At 55.1% G+C, this 19,437-nt stretch carries 19 protein-coding genes and 1 pseudogene; 4 read left to right on the top strand and 16 right to left on the bottom strand.

All coding sequences use genetic code 11. The features are described from left to right. The 3 genes from VNZ65_RS16430 to VNZ65_RS16420 form a co-directional block, all read right to left on the bottom strand. Positions 1-324 (bottom strand): hypothetical protein (locus tag VNZ65_RS16430; protein ID WP_325670854.1); only part of this gene is annotated, 324 nt, incomplete at its 3' end. Between the two features lie 799 nt (positions 325-1,123). Further along, positions 1,124-2,392: a DNA adenine methylase gene (locus VNZ65_RS16425; RefSeq protein WP_325670852.1), complete on the bottom strand. Its 1,269-nt coding sequence runs from the start codon at positions 2,390-2,392 to the stop codon at positions 1,124-1,126. 148 nt (positions 2,393-2,540) lie between these two features. Beyond that, positions 2,541-3,662: a hypothetical protein gene (locus VNZ65_RS16420; RefSeq protein ID WP_325670850.1), complete on the bottom strand. Its 1,122-nt coding sequence runs from the start codon at positions 3,660-3,662 to the stop codon at positions 2,541-2,543. A 359-nt stretch (positions 3,663-4,021) separates the two neighbouring features. Here VNZ65_RS16420 and VNZ65_RS16415 point away from each other — a divergent pair, with 359 nt between their 5' ends. Beyond that, the gene (locus VNZ65_RS16415; RefSeq protein WP_325670848.1) at positions 4,022-4,924 is read left to right on the top strand and encodes a GIY-YIG nuclease family protein; all 903 of its coding nucleotides are present in this window, start codon (positions 4,022-4,024) and stop codon (positions 4,922-4,924) included. Positions 4,925-4,950: 26 nt separating this feature from the next. Here the strand turns inward: VNZ65_RS16415 and VNZ65_RS16410 are convergent, their stop codons facing one another. After that, the gene (locus VNZ65_RS16410; protein WP_325670846.1) at positions 4,951-7,035 is read right to left on the bottom strand and encodes a 3'-5' exonuclease; all 2,085 of its coding nucleotides are present in this window, start codon (positions 7,033-7,035) and stop codon (positions 4,951-4,953) included. Positions 7,036-7,133: 98 nt separating this feature from the next. On the opposite strand from VNZ65_RS16410, the gene VNZ65_RS16405 reads away from it, so the two are divergent. The 3 genes and pseudogenes from VNZ65_RS16405 to VNZ65_RS16395 all read left to right on the top strand — a co-directional run bounded on the left by VNZ65_RS16405 (position 7,134) and on the right by VNZ65_RS16395 (position 8,610). Then, positions 7,134-7,877 (top strand): SDR family oxidoreductase, encoded by a 744-nt coding sequence (locus VNZ65_RS16405; RefSeq protein ID WP_325670844.1) that lies wholly within the window; start codon positions 7,134-7,136, stop codon positions 7,875-7,877. A 200-nt stretch (positions 7,878-8,077) separates the two neighbouring features. After that, a pseudogene (locus tag VNZ65_RS16400) lies at positions 8,078-8,323 on the top strand (type II toxin-antitoxin system RelE/ParE family toxin); the annotation flags it as partial. Next, positions 8,323-8,610, top strand: a complete 288-nt coding sequence (locus VNZ65_RS16395) for an XRE family transcriptional regulator (protein WP_325670842.1) — start codon at positions 8,323-8,325, stop codon at positions 8,608-8,610. The pseudogene VNZ65_RS16400 and the gene VNZ65_RS16395, both read left to right, overlap by 1 nt. A gap of 48 nt (positions 8,611-8,658) precedes the next feature. Here the strand turns inward: VNZ65_RS16395 and VNZ65_RS16390 are convergent, their stop codons facing one another. The 12 genes from VNZ65_RS16390 to VNZ65_RS16335 form a co-directional block, all read right to left on the bottom strand. After that, the gene (locus VNZ65_RS16390; RefSeq protein ID WP_325670840.1) at positions 8,659-9,243 is read right to left on the bottom strand and encodes a hypothetical protein; all 585 of its coding nucleotides are present in this window, start codon (positions 9,241-9,243) and stop codon (positions 8,659-8,661) included. A 23-nt stretch (positions 9,244-9,266) separates the two neighbouring features. After that, positions 9,267-10,031 carry a thioredoxin family protein gene (locus tag VNZ65_RS16385; RefSeq protein WP_325670838.1) on the bottom strand — a complete coding sequence of 255 codons (765 nt, stop codon included), beginning with the start codon at positions 10,029-10,031 and terminating at the stop codon, positions 9,267-9,269. Positions 10,032-10,215: 184 nt separating this feature from the next. Continuing rightward, positions 10,216-10,827, bottom strand: a complete 612-nt coding sequence (gene gstA, locus VNZ65_RS16380) for a glutathione transferase GstA (RefSeq protein WP_325670836.1) — start codon at positions 10,825-10,827, stop codon at positions 10,216-10,218. A 115-nt stretch (positions 10,828-10,942) separates the two neighbouring features. Beyond that, a complete protein-coding gene (locus VNZ65_RS16375; protein ID WP_325670835.1) occupies positions 10,943-11,626 on the bottom strand; it encodes a hypothetical protein in 684 nt (227 codons plus the stop codon). Positions 11,627-11,683: 57 nt separating this feature from the next. Continuing rightward, complete coding sequence (locus VNZ65_RS16370) at positions 11,684-12,910, bottom strand: helix-turn-helix domain-containing protein (protein ID WP_325670834.1); 1,227 nt, start codon at positions 12,908-12,910, stop codon at positions 11,684-11,686. Between the two features lie 263 nt (positions 12,911-13,173). Further along, positions 13,174-13,818 (bottom strand): thiopurine S-methyltransferase, encoded by a 645-nt coding sequence (gene tmpT, locus VNZ65_RS16365; protein WP_325670833.1) that lies wholly within the window; start codon positions 13,816-13,818, stop codon positions 13,174-13,176. Positions 13,819-13,986: 168 nt separating this feature from the next. Next, positions 13,987-14,619 (bottom strand): ABC transporter ATP-binding protein, encoded by a 633-nt coding sequence (locus VNZ65_RS16360; protein ID WP_325670832.1) that lies wholly within the window; start codon positions 14,617-14,619, stop codon positions 13,987-13,989. A 35-nt stretch (positions 14,620-14,654) separates the two neighbouring features. Then, a complete protein-coding gene (locus VNZ65_RS16355) occupies positions 14,655-14,933 on the bottom strand; it encodes a PAAR domain-containing protein (protein ID WP_325670830.1) in 279 nt (92 codons plus the stop codon). A gap of 2 nt (positions 14,934-14,935) precedes the next feature. Continuing rightward, positions 14,936-16,012: an SEL1-like repeat protein gene (locus tag VNZ65_RS16350; RefSeq protein ID WP_325670828.1), complete on the bottom strand. Its 1,077-nt coding sequence runs from the start codon at positions 16,010-16,012 to the stop codon at positions 14,936-14,938. Continuing rightward, positions 15,988-17,976 carry an SEL1-like repeat protein gene (locus tag VNZ65_RS16345; RefSeq protein WP_325670826.1) on the bottom strand — a complete coding sequence of 663 codons (1,989 nt, stop codon included), beginning with the start codon at positions 17,974-17,976 and terminating at the stop codon, positions 15,988-15,990. Before VNZ65_RS16345 ends, VNZ65_RS16350 begins: the two co-directional genes overlap by 25 nt. Positions 17,977-18,070: 94 nt before the next feature. Continuing rightward, complete coding sequence (locus tag VNZ65_RS16340) at positions 18,071-18,685, bottom strand: hypothetical protein (protein ID WP_325670824.1); 615 nt, start codon at positions 18,683-18,685, stop codon at positions 18,071-18,073. 69 nt (positions 18,686-18,754) lie between these two features. After that, positions 18,755-19,437, bottom strand: a 683-nt coding sequence (locus VNZ65_RS16335) for a DUF2345 domain-containing protein (RefSeq protein WP_325670822.1), incomplete at its 5' end; no start/stop codon positions are given.

The following is a 19,437-nucleotide window of genomic DNA, read 5'->3' as shown; positions in this document are numbered from 1 at the left end:
GGTAAAAAGCTCGGTTGCCTGCCCGGGTCCGACACCTCTCCCTTTGTTTCCGTCTTGGGAAACGCCTAAGTGAGTCTCTTCCGGCTCACCCAGGTGTGATAACAACTGAATACCATGTGTTCGGTCGTTCCGGTTTATGGAGTTTATTACTGCTTGAAAAAAGGAAACAACGAGTTGATGGCACATGATTGACCACTCATCGTCTCGGGAACTGAGCGCATAAGGATCTACGTAAAGCGGTATGTCTCCTTCGAGGTCAATGTCGACAAAATCTAACTCAGCTTGAGTTTTTTTGAGGTTGAAGTACTCCGAAAACGAGGGCAAGTTAGACTCCTTAAACTAGGAAAGTCCGCGATACGCAGTCTAACCTACGTAAAAAAGCGCTGAAGAGACAGTCTTCCACCGTAAAAACAGGAGCTGTCGCATTTTTGTCTGACTAATACAATTAGTTGATATTGCTGAAATACATCATACATAGCTATTTGACTAGAAGAAAGCCTAAATGGCTATTTAACTTCTCTACAGCAATAACCAAAACTGAACGTGAGCGATAGCATTTAAGCCGTGACATTCATGCTGAATACCGGCAAGACGTGACAAGCGAGGGCTAACCAATATTGATTAAAAACAAGGACTTATTCAATTGGTTAATTCGCAAGTCCCTATAACTGTGCACTACCTACTAGCATGGCCATGCGCTCGTTGGACTGGTCGTGGCAGATACGGGCTGGCCGGTTCCGTAGGCGTGACCGTAGCGCGCACATCTAGGTCATCATTCAACGAAAGGCCCACGGAAGTGGGCCAGGATCACACCACGACGCGCAAGGCGCCGGCCATGCATCAGGTTGAAGGTTGAGGTGAGATGGATGCCTAGCTAGCGTAAAATCGCGGCAATGAGTAATTCATGCGCGATGCGTGGCTGTAGGCTGGCGCGTTGCTCGGCTTGTCACGGTCACCCTTGTACCCGATTCGTTGCCTCGCTTTGATAATGGCCCCGCGCCGGCGCTCATGGGTCAATGATTGCTCGAATTCAACCGCCGCACCGAACGGACCTAGCCGCCTCGATCGAGATAATTATCTGATCAGGAAACATTCAGCCTTGTCGATTCGCTGTTTTAACTATCTATTTTTTCTTCGCAATGATTAACGATTCCCGGACCTGCCTGGACCTGTCTTCGCGCCGCCCCATCGTCATGTGGGTATGGGTCATATGGTCGAACCAAACATCATAGGTGTTTCCAAACGCAGTCGAAGCAAGCGCCATCAATTCGTCGATATCAATCATTCCGGTGTTTGAGTACGACAACAATAAGTCGCTACCGGAATCCTTGACGCCGGAAAAAAGATCAACGAAGGCTCCTTTAACCTGAGTCTTGATGCAGAAAGGTGATTGATGGCGATCGACCCGATATCGGCCCTTCACAATTTTGCTACCGATGTGCTGGATCTTGGGATAGTCGTACTTTACGATCGTTTCCATTGCGTGATAGAAGCGACTGTAGTGAACGAATGCGTATGGCGGATCAGCATATACGACCGAAGGGGGCAAGCTTGCCAAGCACTCGCGGTAATCCATCGCAACGAGTTGATGATCCCTATCCACCACATTTTGCAAATTCCACTTCAATAGAGTATCGAATTTTTTCTTGAAAATTGTCGGCACGAATACGCGTCGGTACTTGTTGATATCCGACATCCCGAGGTCGGTCTTTGCATCACGATATTGTGCGTAGTGCCCCGTACCTTGGCTGGTGTAAGCCATAGCGTGCATGAGGCAAGTTAGACCAAAATCGAAGTCGGATTTTTCGATCTCGCCGGAAGCAAGCAAGCTATCTAATACTTCGCGAATTGCGTCAATCCAAACGCACTGTAAAGCACTCCACCATGTGCCGGAATACACGCGGGTAAAGAGGTGATGGGTGTAATTAAAGTCCTTATCCAAGAGCGCTCGATTACGCTTTTCCGTCTTATTGAATTCGCTGAGGGTACACTCGGCCGGGTAGTCTAGATCGTCGGGAAGCGCCGCCACGTTCACACTGACTATATTGTTTGCCAATGCCACAATATCGAACTTACCAATCTTCTCGGCACGTTTCAGGTAGGTGCTAGCGATGACAGCAGAATACTCTTGAATGTCGTTTGATATGATCTTACTGATGTGACCAAATCCCCCGGAAATTGCGCATGCACCGGCGAACAAGTCTACAAACGGCCTACCTTCTGCATGAACTTTTGCGAGTTCAGCCGCGATGAACGGCAGGATGGCCGCCTTCGATCCCATGTACTTGACCACCTGGGGATACTGACGAGGCGTGTAAATCAGCGTATCAGTATTAGCGGGCGGTTCTGCTTCGCATTTCTGGAATACGGGATTATCAACAAGAACAGACATTTCCACCTTCACATTGCGAGTTCAATGCGCGCTATTTTACCGTATGTCGATGCGCAAACGTCCTCGCCGTTACTTCCGCAGGACGGTTGGGTGAAATGCCTGTTGGTGATCCCGACTGCGTTTAAGTCCACACACAGCAGCAGAGGGACTATAGAGCCATAAATTCATAACTGACGGGTAGGCCAAAGGTATCCCGTAGCAAGGTCAAATATTTTCCCGCCTCTTTTGTCATTTGTGCCGGCCCAATTATTATTAGCCGAGACACCAAGTCGGTTTTCCCATGCCAGTATGCGTACTCCAATAGCTGAGGCAGTGCTTGCCGGATACACGCCTTAACGGTGTCAGCAGTCTTGATTTCGTAAAACCAGCAAAATTCTGGAGTCTTTACTACAACATCAATTGCCGTATCCGCACCTGTAGGCACCTCGGTACCGACGTAATCTGGACCGTATTTTTTGACCAACACTTCGAACAGCTTATTTTGCATTTTGTTATGGATTAGATCGGCAGTTGAACCCGGCTTCGTGCCTGCAACAGGAATCTTCCCGGTCTTCCTTACATTATGTCCGCTCTTGAAGTTGAATCCAACATTCTCCGGCGCATCACTTGCCTGCTCAAAAAATGACAGATCGGCATTTGATACATCGGTGCCGTTTACCGTCCCGGACAACAGCCACTGCTCAAACTGCACGGCACTAATCGAAAACACTTTGTGAAAATCATGCGATACGAGTTCTTCGATCGGTGATTTTTTTTCGTCCCAGGCTGCGGCCTTGAGTTTCAGTACTAATAGCTTGATGGCAAGTTCATTTAATCCTTCGATTTTAAACAGCCTCCCGAGGTCGTAGCGAACATGATTCACCGAATGCTCGGTTGTATATCCGAGCTGCTCCAACGTGTGCGCGAAATTGGTGAAAGCTTTTCCGTCGAGCTGATTACCCCTGCTAATAATTCCCGAAAACGGCACCATCTCGTCGGTGCTTTCGGCCATTGCCGAAATGAGTTCCCGATGGCTAAATATGATCCCAATTAGCACTAATGCTTGGACCGTCTCGCTACCTCGAGCGCGAGCTTCATCCCACACTTGTGGCACTATGTTGCCGCGCGCGGACAAGTTCTTTTTTGCTTGGGCTAGTTCAATCTTGACGTCATGATGCGAACCCCAGAGGTGGTTAAGCACATTACTCGAATCGTAATGCTCAAATAGAGTCGCGAGCTTATGCGCTCCATGTTTAGTAAGTGAAACGCGCAGGAGATTTAGATCTGTCATTTATTCCTCAAAAACATGTTCTTGACGGAAATATATCATCTCTGTTGCGATCGGGAAAAATTTCGCACTTTAATCGGCGGTGCTGACAAAATGGAGTGCTATTGCACTGGCCAAGGCCAAAGATGTCTACACGGGCCAAAGCAACAACTGACGGCGCGAGTCCGGCACTGCGAACCGAAAGCACACATCGCCTGTGACCGCGAGATCAGCTGACACGGCCTATGTAATTACCTGGACAGCCTGTCCTAAACAGGCTGCTATCGCGTAGGCACAGCCCTATGTGCCGCTGCTTAGTCTACTGAAACTCCCAACGTGTTAAATTGCTATGTGGGAATTCAATTGTTAAAGGAGAAAGTCTCGTGCCCGTCGGTAAATCCATTCGAATTTATCTTGCTGATGCCACCGTTACAGGGATCAGATACGCGGAATTAGTGAACTGGACAGGTCAAGGCATTGGCTGTCCAAGAATTCGACTGAATGAACTGGCAAAATGGCCCGAAGCGTCGAAGCCGGGTGTTTATTTTCTGTTTGAAAGCCGACTAAGCGACGCCAAATCGCTTGCCTACATCGGTGAGTCAGAAAACGTCCTGGAACGGCTAACGAGTCATGACCGTAAAAAAGAGTTTTGGAATGAAGTCGTGGTCTTCACGAGCAAAGATGAAAATCTAACCAAAGCGCACATCAAATATCTGGAATCAGCGCTTGTATCGTTGTCAAAGGATGCAGCTAGATATCAATTGGAGAACAGTAATACGCCACCTCAATCCAGTCTACCGCGTGCAGACCGGGATGCAATGGAAGAGTTTATCGACAACATCCGCATGGTCCTTGGCGTTCTCGGCTATACGATTCTTGAACCTTTGCTACCTTCAGCCGATACCGAAATAGGCGCAGAACATAAACATGCTCAGATTGAGACAAACAATCCGTTGCGTGACCTAAGTTTTACGATTACTGGTTTGCTGGCCAAGGGGGCAGTGACTGACGAAGGTTTTGTGTTGAAGAAAGGGTCACAGCTCGCCAAGTTGCATAGTGATAGCATGCCCCGCAAGCTTGTGAATCTGAAAGCTCAGCTGCTGGCTGAGGGTATGTTGCAAGAGAAAGCAGAATACTTTGTTGTTGGTGGTGATCTATTATTAAGTTCACCAAGTTATGCAGCATCAATGGTAGCGGGTACCTCGCGGAATGGCCTACAGAGCTGGAAAACGACTAGCGGTCAGACATTAAAGCAGATGGAGGATGTATCTTTGCAGGGTGTTTGAAGCACATTGCGGTTGATTTTTTGAGATCACAAGGACTGCAGTGTTTGCATGGCCTTCTGCATTTTTTCAACAAACAAAGTCTGTTCACCATGAGTCATGATTAATTCATGTGTCGCTCGAGTCATCGCAACATAGACTAATCGCGCCTCGTCATGAAGATCTTCATCCGCAATGGCCTCTGCGCCTAGAGCGGGAATGCAGACCATCGGAAATTCGAGTCCCTTACTGCTGTGCATAGTGACGATCTTGACGCTGTTGTCCGCAGGATTGTAAGAATGCTTTTTGTCCATTTGCGATTCAAATGGGATGCCTCTTCGCTTCAGACTATCTGCAAGCGTGTTACCGGTTGCATAGTGTCTGCAGATAAGCGCAATGTCATTCCAGGGAGTGCCTGTTTTGTTTGCTTCAAGCAATCGTTCGGCAAGATAGTCTGCTTCGTCTTTCAAAGTCGGGAATTTGATCAACAGCGGCTTAGGCCCCCTGCGACCGGTGCTCATGGGAAGAAGAGTTGGTGCCTGATCGTCTTCAGCATCGTTTTGCGATAGCAGATCATCGGCAAATGCGCGTGCCACCGACAAAATCTCTGCTGTATTTCTATAGTTCAGTTTAAGAATAGTGGTGCGCCCTTGAGCTTGCACGCCAACACTAGAGAACGAGAATCGCAGCTTCTTCTTGCCGCCATAAATCGACTGCGCATCGTCGTACAGCACCAACAGCGAGTTGGAGTCTGGATGAATCATCTGCACCACCAGCTTGAACCACTCAGGCTTGAAATCGTGCCCTTCATCGATCAGTACGGCGTCATATTGCGCGGACGGAATGAGCTTGTTGTCGACGGAATGAATGACCTTCTCAACGCAAGCCTCGAAGAAATTGTTCTTGTTGAAATCTTGAGGCGGCATTCCGACGTTGTAGGCTTTTAATTGGCGCGTGCACCAAGCGTGGAAATTGACGACGTTAACTTTGTCTTGCAACCCTTTGGCTTCGATCATGCTGCCAAGTTTTGTCGCCAGAGTCTTGTTATAGCAAAGCACCAGAATCGGACGCTGGCACAGCTTGGCAAGGTGTTCCGCGCGATAACCCAATATCAGCGTCTTCCCTGATCCGGCGACGCCATGAATGACGCGATGACCTTCGCCAAGGCTGCGGGCCAACTGCTCCTGCTGTAGATCCATAACCTGCAACAAGTCCGGAATTTCAGTCATCTTTTGTCCGGCATCCTCAAACATGTCTTGCTGCGCCGGGATGCGGATTTCTGGAAACATGTGCCAGCGAATGCGGTCAAGCTGCGGCACAGACAAAATCCGGGTGAATTTGAGCGGGAACATATCCCACAGGCGTTTTTGAAACGATTCGGCGTCGACATTTTCCAGCATCTCGTCCTGGCAGATGACTAGATGCGGCGGAATCACTTCGCCGATGTCGGTGCCGTCGAATTGTTTGCGGCTGATATTGGTCAGCACTACGCCATGGCCGTAGGGGAAGGCTGGCTTGCCCTTTTGCGATCCGCTCGGAAAGATCAGTTGCGGATCGCGCTCAAGCCGATTGGTGACGGCGAACATGTAATCGCGCGCCTGCCTTAACGGATTCAATACATGCTTGGTGCCCTGGTCGGTGAGGATGCAGGTGGTTTGTTTGTCGATGCTTTGAATGGTTTCGAGTCTCCAGTCTTTGACTTCGAGTACGAGCAAGCCGCGGCTGGGATGGACGATCACAAAATCCGGGTGTTTGGTCTTCTCGCCGATGGAAACGTCATACCAGCATAGATAGCCGATCAGCATCTGCGCATCTGGCGGCCCGCTTTGCGCGCCGAGCCTGAACTCGCCGTGGGGCAGCATGATGGGTGCGCTATCGCAGTCCTCCGCTACCGGCGCCAGGCTGGACATGGTGAAGCCATACGCGGCGGGGATCAGGACAAAGTCGCCCTGCTGCAGGCTGATCGGTTCCTGGCCGTCGGCTGCGAGGCGGCAGGCGCCGTCGAGGATGACGCCATAGAACGGTTGCCCGGCTTCCGAGCGGCGTACGCGCCAGGGGCCGGCGCAGCTGACGACTTTCGAGAAGCGGGCTTGCGGTTGCAGCAGTGTGACAACTTCTGCGAGGGGATCGACCATGAATGGACTCCTGCTAATGAAACCTGGACTTCTGATTGTAGTACGTCCGGTTACGATGGGCTACAGTCTCAATACACCCACCACTTGCAGGAGTCCCCATGAAAACCGTCCTCATCACCGGATGCTCATCCGGTTTCGGCCTCGAAACCGCCCAATACTTCCTCGACCGCGACTGGCAAGTCATCGCCACCATGCGCACCCCGCGCGAAGACCTGCTGCCGCGCTCCGAGCGTTTGCGCGTAATCGCCCTTGACGTCACCGATGCCGACAGCATCCGCCGGGCCGTGGCGGACGCCGGAAATATCGATGTCCTGGTCAACAACGCCGGCATCGGCATGCTGGGCGCCCTCGAAGGCACCTCGATGGAAACCGCTCGCGACGTTTTCGAGACCAACACCCTCGGCACGATGGCGATGATCCAGGCGGTGCTGCCGCAGTTCCGCCAACGCCAGGCTGGTGTCATCGTCAACGTCACCTCGAGCGTGACACTGAGGCCGCTGCCCCTGCTGTCCGTGTACACCGCGAGCAAGGCGGCCATCAACGCCTTCACCGAGTCGCTGGCGCTGGAACTGAAGCAATTCAATGTGCGGGTGAGCTTGGTGCTGCCGGGACGGGCGCCAGAGACACGCTTCGGCGAAAACGCCAAGCCGCGGATAGAGAGCGGTATTCCCGAGGCCTACGCCGATTTGGCAAAGAGCGTGTTCGCGGGATGGGGGCAGTCGTCCGCGGTGACGCGGGCGCAGGATGTGGCGGAAGCGGTGTGGCGGGCGGCGAATGATCCGTCGTGCCCGGTGCGTATTGCTGCTGGGGCTGATGCCGTGGCGTTGGCTGAGTTGTGCTGATCTGGCGTTCGAGCCTTAACTGGTGATATCAGCGATTAGCATTCTGCCGCTGCGGGAATGACAATTTGCACAAATCGTACCAAGTTTGGTACGATTTGTGTATGAGTACCTTCACTCTCGACGTCAGATTCTATAGAACCGAAGCAGGAGCGGAGCCTGTGCGTGACTGGTTGAGAGAGTAATCCGCTGCTGATCGCAAGACTATCGGCGAGGATATCAAAACCGTCCAGATCGGTTGGCCGTTGGGGATGTCGCTTGTTCGGAAAATGGATAGTGACTTGTGGGCAGTTCGTATCAGCCTTGAGGGACGGATTGCACGCGTGCTGTTCACGCTGGATGAACATGCCATGGTGCTGTTGCATGGCTTTATTAAAAAATCCCAAGCAACGCCAAAAGAAGATCTGAAAACAGCGATGAGCCGCAAGAAGAAATTGAGGAGTAAGTGATGAACGAAAAGCATATTGGCAGCAGTTTCGATGACTTTCTTGCCGAAGATGCGACTCTGCAAGAGGTAACTGCAGTGGCCGTCAAGCGTGTGATTGCTTGGCAAATTGCCCATGAAATGAAGGGGCAGAAAATAACCAAGACTGCACTGGCCAGTAAGATGCATACCAGCCGCGCCGCACTGAACCGCCTGCTGGATGAAAGCGACATGAGCCTGACTCTGACCACGCTGGCTGGCGTCGCGGCGGCCTTGGGAAAGAAAATCAAGATAGAGCTGGTGCCGTCCTGATTTCGGCTTGAGGCAGAGATTGACGAAAGGTGGCTGTAATCGTGATCTTCAGCGCGTCGAACCTGCCTTCCGCCTGAGGCTTTGAAAAAAGCGCCCGCCGGCATCAAAGCCGCGGCAAACGCCGCAAGCGATCAAGCTCGTGACAACAAGCATCGCCGCCGTGTGAACACCCACTGCCGCCAGCGCCAGCGTGAGCGAACCAGATGCAGTGATTTCACGCGCTGGCGTGTTTGCCATGCATAGCGGAATGAGCGCCGGCACTAGCATCAAGCCGGCGCCGTGCGCGGTGGACATCATGAAAGACCAGAGCGCCAGCCCGGCATGACTTGCCGGCGTCCTCTTTCGCTCGGTTTTGCGGCCTACCAGATGGCATGCGGCGACGGCCGCCAGCAGCACACCCGCCAGGACTTGCAGCACCATGCGATCCATGCCAAGCCCAAGCGCCACCGCGGCAGCCACCAGTGTGACCGATGCAGCATGCCCGACTGCAATCGGCGCCAGCGCCCGCAACGCCTGCGCCCGATCACTCGACCGCACACCCCAGGCAGCGGCAAACATCCAGCCGGTGGCAGGGTTCAGCCCGTGCAGGGCGCCGAGCCCAGCCACCGCCAGCCATGGCCAAAGGTTTGACATGATGCGCTCGGAAAGCTCACGCTTCAGGTATGCGCGCAGCAGGAAGAAGCGGCTGCGGGCCCTGCTTCGTAGCGGTCGTGGTGACGCACCCACTCCATCTTGTGCGGCACGTCGCGCTCGCCGCGGCCCTGGGGCGTGAGATCCATCATGTTGTACGCGCCCATCATCACTTCCACGCCACGGCCGTAGGTCGAGTAGGTGTGGAAGATGTCGCCCGCGTCGTCTTTGTAGAACACGCTGACACCGGGCGCCTCTTCGTGCGGGAAGGACTGGGTGACGTAGTTGTAGCTGACCTCGCCCTTGGCCCGTTCTTCAGGCGTGAAGCTGACCATGAAGTCGTAGTTGAAATCGCTACCGTGCGAAGATACCCAGCGGAGCTGCCAGCCCATGCGCTGGCGGAAGCGTGCGATCTCGGCCAGCGGCGCGCGTGAGATGGCCACCAGCGTGATGTCGCGCTGCGCCAGGTGGACGTTCATGCCGTCGCTGTGATCAGCCATGAACGAGCAGCTTGGGCAGCCTTGCTCCCATCCCGGGCCGAGCATGAAGTGCTGCACCAGCAGCTGGCGGCGGCCGTCGAACAGTTCGGACAGCGTGCGCCGGCCTTCGGCGCTATCGAACACGTAATCCTTGTCGACACGCTCCCATGGCAGCGCGCGGCGCTCGCGGGCGACCTGGTCATGCAGGCGCATCAATTCCTTTTCACGCGCCAGCAGTGCCTTGCGCGCGCTCAGCCAGCGTTCGCTGGAGACGACGGGATGGTTCTTTGTTTCGGCAATAGCGGTGTTCATGATCTGCTCCTGTTGATACTTCCTTAAATGATGACAACTCTTGCGTATCCATCACTCGTAGGGTGGGCACCTGTGCCCACGCGGATGGGCGGGACGCGTAGTCCGAGATGCGCGGTTCAGGATGGGTAGCCGGGGCGTTACAGCGTGGGCACAGGTGCCCACCCTACGAGTGATGGCAAACGGCTCAGGCGGCTACCGGCTGTTCGCGCCGCAGCGCCGCTTGCACGGCTGGGCGGGTCCCGATGCGTTCCTGGAACGCCTGCAAGTGCGGGAACGGCGCCAGGTCGAGATTGACGAACGCCGCCCAGCGCGTCACCACAAACAGATAGGCATCGGCGATGCTGAACCGTTCGCCCTGCAGGAAGGGCGTGAAGCCAAGCGTGGCGTCGATCAGCGCATAGTGCTTGCGCAGATGGGCCATGCGATTGGCGCGCATGTCGTCGCTGGTCTCTGGATAGAACAAGGGCAGGTAGCCCTGGTGCAGCTCCGAATTGATATAGCCCAGCGTCTCCTGCAGGCGGTAGCGCGCCATGCTGCCGCTGGCGGGCGCCAGCTGTGCTTCGGGTTTCAGGTCGGCCAGGTATTGCACCACGGCCGGGCCTTCCGTCAGCACACGGCCGTCGTCCAGCTGCAGTGCCGGTACATAGCCTTTGGGATTGATGGCAAGATAATCGTCGCCGTGTTCGGTGCGTTTGGTCTTGCTGTCGACCTTCACCAGTTCGATAGTCAGGCCAAGCTCGTTGGCGACAATGTGCGGCGACAGCGAACAGGCGGACGGAATGTAGTACAGCTTCATGGTCATGCTCCTTGGAGTGGGGTTGCTCAGGACAGTGCCTGAATGTGATGGGCGTACGAGGTCCCTCGGCTATGCCGAAGAGGCAGTCCTGCCCGACGTGCTGCTGTGGTGATTGTTAGCCGGTTGCTTTCGGACGGCGCACGGCGCGCACCTTGCCGCTACCGCCTCCGCCGCAGTAAAACAGGCCGGCGCCGTCGGATTCGAGTCCGCTGACGTTGACGCCGGGCGGCATTTCCAGCCGTTCGAGTACGGCGCCGCTGTCCGGATCGACGCGGCGGATTTCGCTCTCGTCGCCTTCCCAGGTACCGTGCCACAGCTCGCCGTCGACCCAGGTCACGCCGGTGACGAAGCGGTTGGATTCGATGGTGCGGAGGATGGCGCCGCTGGCCGGATCGATCTGGTGGATCTTGCGGTCGCGGTGCTGGCCCACCCACAGGCTGCCCTCGGCCCAGGCCATCCCGGAGTCGTTGCCGTGGCCGGGCGCCGGGATCGAGGCCAGCACCTTGCCGCTGGCGGGGTCGATCTTGTCGATGCGCTGTTCGGCGATCTGGTACAGATGGGTGCCGTCGAAGGCGGTGCCGGCGTCGCACGGGCAGTCCAGCGTGCGGGTCTGCTCGCCGCTGGCGGGATCGAAGGCGATCAGCCTGGCGCCGGTGGCGGCCCAGACGCGCTGGCCGTCATGGGTCACGCCGGCTATCTGGTCGACGCCGGCGAAAGGGCCGTATTCGCGCACGATCTCGGCCGCGCGCGCCTTGGCCTGGGGTTTGTCTTTGCTTGTTGTATTGGTGTTGCGGCTCATCGTCGGCTCCTTGCGGTTGTTTTGCAGCGCGCCTTGGATCGGCGCCGTAAGAACACTCTATCCCAGCGGCAGCGCAGCGGGGAGTAACAAGATTGTCGTGAATCCTGCCAGCGGCGGCGCCAGCCAGCGGCGCGCCCGCGCCTGCCCGATGGCGCGTACCCGGCCGGTGGCTTCCAGCTCGGCCAGCGCGCGCTGGACGGTGCGCTGGCTATCCCCCAGGGCCAGCGCCAGGGCCGAGGTCGACCAGGCCGCGCCATCGGCCAGCAGCGCCGCCAGCGCGGCCTGCTCGCCCGCGATGGGTGGCGCCAGCACGGCCACGCTGCGTTCGGCCAGCGGCCTGAGGGTGAAGCCGCGTGCGGTGGCTTCGATCTGAGCCAGTTCCGTGACAAGCGCACGCAGGCGGCCGATTTCGACCCGCAGCCGCGCCCGGTGTGTTTCGTTAGGGTGATGGGTATGGAAGGCGCAGGCGATCAAGGCATCCCGTCCGACGTCGCCAGGCCAGGCTTCGGCCAGCGCCCGCGCCAGCGCAAACAGCACCGGCCGCCGCGCCAGCGACTGCCAGGTACTGCTAGCGCCAACACCAAGCCCGCGTCGGCAGGCGTCGACCACCAGCGCGTCGGAGGCCAGCAGCGCTGCCACCTCGTCGAGGCGCAGCGTCTGCTCGCCACCGCCGGCGAGACGCCGGGCGGCAGGACGGTCAAGCGCGGCGCGCGCCTCCGCCACCTCTGCCAGCAGTGCAGGTATCCCCGCGCGCCCGGCAGCCTCATGTGCACGGACAAGCGCCGCTCTCGCCGGGCCGATGCGCAAGGAGCGCAGCGCCAGTTCCGCCGCGGCCAGCTCGGCCACCGCCGCCAGCGACGGCGGCAGGCCACGCGCGTCGAGCAGCGCCAGCGCCACCTCGGCCTCGTCCAGGCGGCCAAGCAGCAAGAGTTTACGTAGCGCGATGAGCCGCGCCTGCAGCGCATTGGCGTGATCGCCGTGCGCCTCCAGCGTAGCCAGGGCCGTCGCCAATGCACGCGGCGAACTGCCGAGATCGCGCACCGCCAGCGCCACCTCAGCCTCGGCGACAATACAGCGCGCACGCGCCAGATCCTCATGGGCGCCGAAACCACGGGCAGCAAGCCGCAGCAGCTCACGCGCGCGCGCATGCTCGCCCAGCTGCGCCATGGCGATGCCGCGCAAGGCCAGCGCCGGCGGGTCGTCGCGCAGGGCAACCCGTTTGAGGGCGCCAAGCACATCGCCGGCAGCGAGGGCCCGCGCGGAAGCAGCTATCAGGGAATCCATGGCGATAGAATACACCGCCGTGCCGATGTCGCGGCGGACTGATGAGATGGCCGCCGCCGGCTGTAGTGCCGTTCAGTGAAGGTGTACGTTATTGCTGCGTTAGCGGTTCGTAGGGTGGGCAGATTCTCTGCCCACGCTGAGCGCACTCCTCGATTGACCGATGTTACGCGTGGGTACAACTACTCACCCTGCCAATTCCCGCAAATTAAAATCCGGTCGGTCTTAACTGAACGGTATTACGCCGCCGGCTGCGCTTTAACGCTTTATCTTTTGGCTTTCTGAAGGAGCCAGGCAGTCTCCGTTGATGCAACTTTCCCCTTCAGTCCGCCCGCGATTTGCTTGGTTTCCAGGGACTGCAATTGAAAAGCCGCGCCGTAATGCCACTCTACTTCGTCCTCGTTCACCGAAAACGGCGGGCCATCGATCACGGATTGATCGTATTCGTAAGTGATCAGCAGCTGCGGCGCCACGCCGCTTATTTGCATCAGGTGCAATGCATATTTCTGTCGTGTGTCAGCTGGCAGTGCAACCAGGGCAGCGCGATCGTATATCGCACTGACGGGGCCGAGATATTCAGCGGAGACATCAAAAATATCGCCCACCCAGATGTCGATATCGTCAGCGCTGTAGTGGGTCAATTCGCCAATCCTGGCTATTTCCGGCTTCACGCCGAGTTCTTGAAACAAGGCGTCAATGGCTTGTCCGCTCAATTCCGCGCCGGCAATGCGATAACCGCGGGCCAGCAGCCATGCAATGTCGCGCGTCTTGCCGCACAGGGGCAGGAACACGCGGCTGCCCTTTGCCAGGTCCAATTTTTCAAAATGCGTTGTCAGTAAAGGGTTTGCTTCGCTTTCATGAAAATTGATTTCACCCCGCTCCCATTTCCGATGCCAAAAACTTGCCTCCATTGCGTCTCCTTAAATCCTGTATGAATGGTATCCCGTCACCATGAACACTGAAGTCATGTGCGAAGTTGCATTGCAAGCCAGGATACAAGTTAAAGATAACTTGAAGTCAAGTCTTGGTTGCCGCGGTGGCAATCTGAGGTAGCCGCCGCTCGTAGGCGCGCTGGCTGCTCAATCCCCTAAGTCCACCACAGCCGCCAACCCTACTCCTTCCGGCGCCTCATAAAGCGCAATTACCCAGGCTCGCCCAAGATCGCCGGCAACCTGGTTCAGCATCTTCGCCACAAAGTTGATAGAAGCCTTGTCCAGCCCGGCAAACGCATCGTCCAGCAACTTGACGGCAGCGCCGGCCGCGAACGCAGCCGCAATCCACACCTTGCGCTTGCTGCCGGTAGACAGCATGTATAGCTTCTTGTCCAGATGCGGCGTCAGCGACAATCCTTCGGTCAGCGCCGGCAGCAGCGCGTCGTCAAAGCCCGGATACGCAACATGCAAGGACGCAAAATATTCGCGCGCCGTCATCTGGTCGAACGCTTCCGAGCGCGGATCCACCCAGAATACCTGACGTCGATAGACATCCGGTTGCTCATCCAGACGTGCACCTTTGATTTCCAGATGGCCGGTCTGCGCCTCCAGATCACCGGCCAGCAAGCGCAGCAAACTGCTCTTGCCCCGTCCATCGCCGCCGCGCACCAGTGTGACGCCGGCGGGGATGGCGGCGGACCAGTTGCTGAAGAGCTCTTGGCCGGGATAGTGGAAAGTCAGGTTGGTGGCTTGCAGGATAGGAGAGTGGTCTTGCGTCATGATGTGGGTTTGCAGATTTACCGGGCTGTTATTTGCTAGCCGACAGACGCACGCGCGCTGCCGATCAGCTTGCAGCCACACTCCGTCAGACAATCCTGCACGGCGACAGGAACGCCGCCAACCGTAAAGGTAGGATGTGCGGTGACGATTTTATTGATGCCGTGCGGCCGCCCATCGGGATAATGCTGCGGACAGTTAACCTCATCGCCAAGGCGCGCAATGGGTTTGCCGCCGATGTCGTGGGTGGGTGAGCCGCTGATGACTTTACCGCCGTGGTCAGTGTCGTCGCCGACTGTAATGATGGTGAGAGACATAGTTATAAGGCCGGCTTAGCGGCGTTGAGTAAATCAATCTTGTTGCCGTTCCAGTGAGGCAGTTTAGCAGGTGGGAGCGGCAAGACTTTGTCCAGATTGGGGAAGCGCAGATCGGGGTTGCGCTGCAAGGCGTCGGTAAATACTTCATAACGATCTGCGCGGGCGTTATCAATAGCCTGAACGTTAAGGCCACCGACTTTTTGAAATTGGCTGCGCAACGCGTTTGCAGAATCTGCACTGCCAAATTTTACGCCTTCATGCAGATAGTGCAGAGCACGGGCATTGTCTTTGTAATTATCATTTCTGTAAAAATATCCAAGTTCCGCTGCGGCGTCGCCGTTACCTTGGGCGAACGCGCATTCAAGCATCTTCAGACCTATCGGGATATTGGCCCACCGGCTGCGATCCGGCGCGTCTTGGCTGGTCAGCAAACTACGCCCTATCGTGAATTGGGCATAGCTATTTCCCATATCCGCCGCTTGTTGCCAGAACGCCCAGGAGGTAGTGGCGTCGTGTTTGACTACAAAGCCATCTGCGTAATAGTTTCCCATTACTGCGTATGCTAACGGAACACTCATTCGCATGGCGTCTTCTGTCAACGTCATTGCCGCGTTGGAGTTGCGAGGCACAAGTACCTTATGGGAATCCTTCAATCCCCGCACACCAGTTTGATATAGCGTTGCGAGATTGTTCATCGCTTTCCAATGCTTGAGCTCTACCGCTTTTGTATAAAGCTCAACAATGCGTGGCCAGTTGCGATCGTCTTTCCATATATCTGGTGTGTCAAGCGCAATGGCCTCTTGATACCAGATCTCTGCACGTGGATCCAACGGCGGCGCAACCGTCGATTCGTGTTTACAAGCAAACGCTGTCCGATGTGGCTGAAACGGTTCAGGAATTTTATTGCCGGGAAAATTCCTATCCTTAGAATTGACCGTTTGAGTAAATACAAAAAAAACGAACAATATCATCCAACGACGCCATTCGTTGTGCTGAGCTTTTGATGGCGTGGAAATGCAGATCACGTGCAGTTTATCTGGGTTGTCAATGATCGTCAGATCGTCTCTATCAGATGCCACGTAACTTCATGGCTTTGTGCCTCCACTAGCCAGCTTTTTTGTGGGTCTGGAAATCTCTGGCCTTCCATGACCGCAGCTTCTCTCCAAGACAAGTTAACCAGTTGTCCTAGCAGATGCTCCGCGGGAAGAGATGGCTGCCAAATACCACTATGTGGGCAAATATCGCTGCCATTACAAGAAAGCGGAACGGGAGTGATTGCTGCAATACGCCAATGACCACTTCTCACTTCGGCAGGAAAGTCCTGGGACGCAAGCTGTTCCAATTCAATATCAATGTGGCCAGAAAGATTGGCATCAGAAGTTTTGATTGACGAAGATGGTGCGGAGATGACGGGTTTAGCTGCGTTAATCAGATCTGCGGGTTTCCCATTCCATTGTGGTAATTTTGCGGGTGGCAAAGGCAAGATTTTATCTAGATTCGGGAGTCGCAAGTCGGGATTGTGAGCGAGGGCTTTCCCCAAAGCCCAGTAGCGATCTGCTCGAGCTTGATCTATGCCATGAGGAGCTAGGCCCCCTACATTTTCAAATTCATCAGCTAAGTAGTTGGCGGCTTGAGCATTGCCAAATTTAACACCTTCGTGAAGATAATGGAGCGCACGTGGCTTGTCGTTATTGACGATCTTGTACTGCACGCCTAATTCCTCTGCTGCGTTTCCATTTCCCTGCGCAAATGCGCATTCCAGCATTTTCACACCAATTGGGGTATTAGCCCAACGACTGCGCTCTGGGGCGTCTTGGCTAGTCAAAAGGCTGCGCCCGATAGTGAATTGGGCATAATCGCTCCCCATATCAGCAGCTTGCTGCCAGAATGCCCAAGCCGCAGTTGCATCTTGTTTGACTACGAAGCCATCGGAGTAATAATTTCCCATCACTGCATAAGCCAATGGCACCCCCATTCGCATAGCGTCTTCAGTCAGCGCCATTGCAGCTTTGGAGTTTCGAGCCACGAGTACCTTATTGGAGTCTTTTAGGCCCCATACACCGGTTTGATATAACGTCGCCAAATTATTCATGGCTTTCCAATGCTTACGCTCTGCCGCCTTTGTATAGAGTTCAATGATACGGGGCCAGTTACGATCATCTTTCCATACATCGGGGGTGTCTAGCGCCAATGCTTCTTGATACCAGCGCTCCGCCTGTGGGTCCAATGGTGGCGCGACCGTCAGCTCATGTTTGCAAGTAAATTCGGTACGATGCGGATGAAAGATTTCTGGTATTTGATTACGTGGCAGTTTATCGTCCATAGAGCAAGCCGCTTGAGAAAAAGAGATGCAAAGAAGGAACATCGCCAGAGAACGACGCGATGCATAGGTAAATTTGTTTACTGTGTTGATTGATGATGGGTTCATGCGTCGGCTACTTCTGAAGTTGATACGGCTGGTGCTTGGGCTATCTCCCTGCATATTCGCAGTAACATCGCTCGCGGGTGGATCGCGATGGCGTACGTGCAGATTGGGGAACCGCCCTTTCATGGCTTTATCCCACCAGTCTTCACAGTAAATCTGGCGATGTCTGTTCGGCCCATCTTTTTTGTTTGCGTTGCGATCGGTATAGCCAAACAAATTGTTTGCACCCTTTCGTCCCGAAGAGCCTAACAGTCCTCCGCTGCACCATACCAGCATCCTGACGGTGATGCCCTTGCTGGCAACCTGGGTCAGCAAATCTCCAAACAGTTGGCCGCGCGGCCAATCCCTTGCCTCACGATCCGAAACTTCCATGCCGGGGTCGAAGCCCCAGAAAATCAGATCGACGCTTTTCTTTGCCGCAAGAATATCCTTGACGATCTTCGGGAAGGCCTCGGAGGCGCAAATATAAAACCGCAGGTGATTGTGTGTCGAAATAGGATGGTCTTCGGGATGATTTCGATTTTCCAGCAACCATTGCTTACTGATATTGGCTTCGCGGGACAATTCATCAATGTGAAATTTCCCGGTTCGAAGTAGTTTGTTGATATCTGGCGGCATGGTATTTAGTTTCCTTCAAATCATTGAGAACGTGTAGATCTCAAAAACTTTCGATTTTTTCGTACGGTGAGAGCGTACTCTGCATCGCATCAATTTATGTTTTCTCTAGCGGTAGAATTTCCGGGACCGGCATACCGGTTCTCCAATCATAAAAGATTGCAAAATAGCGGATTTTTTTTACCGTATCGGCGTTAAGTGTTCGTGGCTTTAGTGCGCTCACGTCAAATACGCGATTCTTGCCTCTGTTCTGCGCGTCTTCTAGAAAGGCGCTCCAGAAAAGGGTAATTCCGTCGGTAACTTCTTTGAGCGTTTGCGCATCGCTCTTACTAAAGTCGACCTGATAAATGGTCAGTTCGTCGCTAATTTTATAGACGCAAGGCGTATCGACTTTTTCCGCAAAGGCAGTTGAGTCGCCTGCCTGTGTAGTGTCCAGTTCGATTGGAACACGCGTTCCGCTGATCAGTCCTGTATGCCAGGCTTGGCCATTTTCAATGGTCACGGTGAAAATGGGCGTGCCGGGAACATATGTCGGAACATTTAATACATATCGGCTTATTTCGGCCAACCCGCGCGGTTCGGTGATGGGAGCGACCTGATAGGTCCCTGTCATGTCCTTGCATTCTTTCGGCGTGGCAGAAAACGCGGCCTGCGAAAATGCCAAGACGCTCAATGCAAGGACCCCCTTGAAAATCTGACGGCGATAATTCATTGTTGTCTCTAGTTTGTTCTGGATAAAATAATTTCCTGAAACCCTGATCAGTTTCAGGAATATGAGCTTCTACACCTGCGATGTCAGTCCATCCGACGCGTCGCCCAAATCGCGGAATCCTAGATTTGAGATGCGTTGTTGTTCTTCCTTGTTTTCTGGATTCACCGGCAAGGTAAGGCTGCTGCCTTCGCTCAGCTTTACTTCATAGGCACTGGTCGGAACATGGTTTTTCACGACAATACGTCCCCATTCGTCTGTAACGCCGTGTTCGATCAAGGCGCCATCGCGGTACAGCTGATACGGCTCTGGCGTGACGTGGGTTTGTCCCGCTAGAGTATGCAGATTGAAAACCATCTGCTCTGGCAGCTTCACAGGCACCGGCAGTTTTGGCGTCGGCAGATTGGCCGGTCCCGGCAAGCTATGCGTGGCGGCATGCGCGACGAAATTGCCGTTCGTCCCATGCTCGATTCCCGCTGCATTGTATTTGACGTAGCTGCCGCCGCCGTTGATCACGACTTCTTCCTTGGCGATGATGCTGATGCGGTTGGCGGTGTGGGTGATATTCAGCTTCGCCAGCATGTTGATGCTGTCCTTCAGCGCCTGCATGTCGATGGGCGTCAGTTCCCGGCTTCTGAAGCCCATCAGTGACTGCTGGGTCGCCAGCTTCCACGGTGGCATGTTGCGCTGGTTGTAGACGCTGCCGGTGACGATGGGACGGTCGGGATTGCCATCGAGCCATTGGACTAGGCATT

Source organism: Collimonas sp. (assembly GCF_035566555.1).
Classification (GTDB): Bacteria; Pseudomonadota; Gammaproteobacteria; order Burkholderiales; family Burkholderiaceae_D; genus Collimonas.
This window is presented reverse-complemented; position numbering and strand designations above follow the sequence as displayed.

What these genes read in the sequence shown, in the direction of transcription:
- VNZ65_RS16425 (WP_325670852.1), bottom strand. Translation starts at nt 2,392, where the DNA reads ATGTCTGTTCTTGTTGATAATCCCGTATTCCAGAAATGCGAAGCAGAA.
- VNZ65_RS16420 (WP_325670850.1), bottom strand. Translation starts at nt 3,662, where the DNA reads ATGACAGATCTAAATCTCCTGCGCGTTTCACTTACTAAACATGGAGCG.
- VNZ65_RS16410 (WP_325670846.1), bottom strand. Translation starts at nt 7,035, where the DNA reads ATGGTCGATCCCCTCGCAGAAGTTGTCACACTGCTGCAACCGCAAGCC.
- VNZ65_RS16405 (WP_325670844.1), top strand. Translation starts at nt 7,134, where the DNA reads ATGAAAACCGTCCTCATCACCGGATGCTCATCCGGTTTCGGCCTCGAA.
- VNZ65_RS16395 (WP_325670842.1), top strand. Translation starts at nt 8,323, where the DNA reads ATGAACGAAAAGCATATTGGCAGCAGTTTCGATGACTTTCTTGCCGAA.
- VNZ65_RS16390 (WP_325670840.1), bottom strand. Translation starts at nt 9,243, where the DNA reads ATGTCAAACCTTTGGCCATGGCTGGCGGTGGCTGGGCTCGGCGCCCTG.
- VNZ65_RS16385 (WP_325670838.1), bottom strand. Translation starts at nt 10,031, where the DNA reads ATGAACACCGCTATTGCCGAAACAAAGAACCATCCCGTCGTCTCCAGC.
- gstA (WP_325670836.1), bottom strand. Translation starts at nt 10,827, where the DNA reads ATGAAGCTGTACTACATTCCGTCCGCCTGTTCGCTGTCGCCGCACATT.
- VNZ65_RS16375 (WP_325670835.1), bottom strand. Translation starts at nt 11,626, where the DNA reads ATGAGCCGCAACACCAATACAACAAGCAAAGACAAACCCCAGGCCAAG.
- VNZ65_RS16370 (WP_325670834.1), bottom strand. Translation starts at nt 12,910, where the DNA reads ATGGATTCCCTGATAGCTGCTTCCGCGCGGGCCCTCGCTGCCGGCGAT.
- tmpT (WP_325670833.1), bottom strand. Translation starts at nt 13,818, where the DNA reads ATGGAGGCAAGTTTTTGGCATCGGAAATGGGAGCGGGGTGAAATCAAT.
- VNZ65_RS16360 (WP_325670832.1), bottom strand. Translation starts at nt 14,619, where the DNA reads ATGACGCAAGACCACTCTCCTATCCTGCAAGCCACCAACCTGACTTTC.
- VNZ65_RS16355 (WP_325670830.1), bottom strand. Translation starts at nt 14,933, where the DNA reads ATGTCTCTCACCATCATTACAGTCGGCGACGACACTGACCACGGCGGT.
- VNZ65_RS16345 (WP_325670826.1), bottom strand. Translation starts at nt 17,976, where the DNA reads ATGCCGCCAGATATCAACAAACTACTTCGAACCGGGAAATTTCACATT.
- VNZ65_RS16340 (WP_325670824.1), bottom strand. Translation starts at nt 18,685, where the DNA reads ATGAATTATCGCCGTCAGATTTTCAAGGGGGTCCTTGCATTGAGCGTC.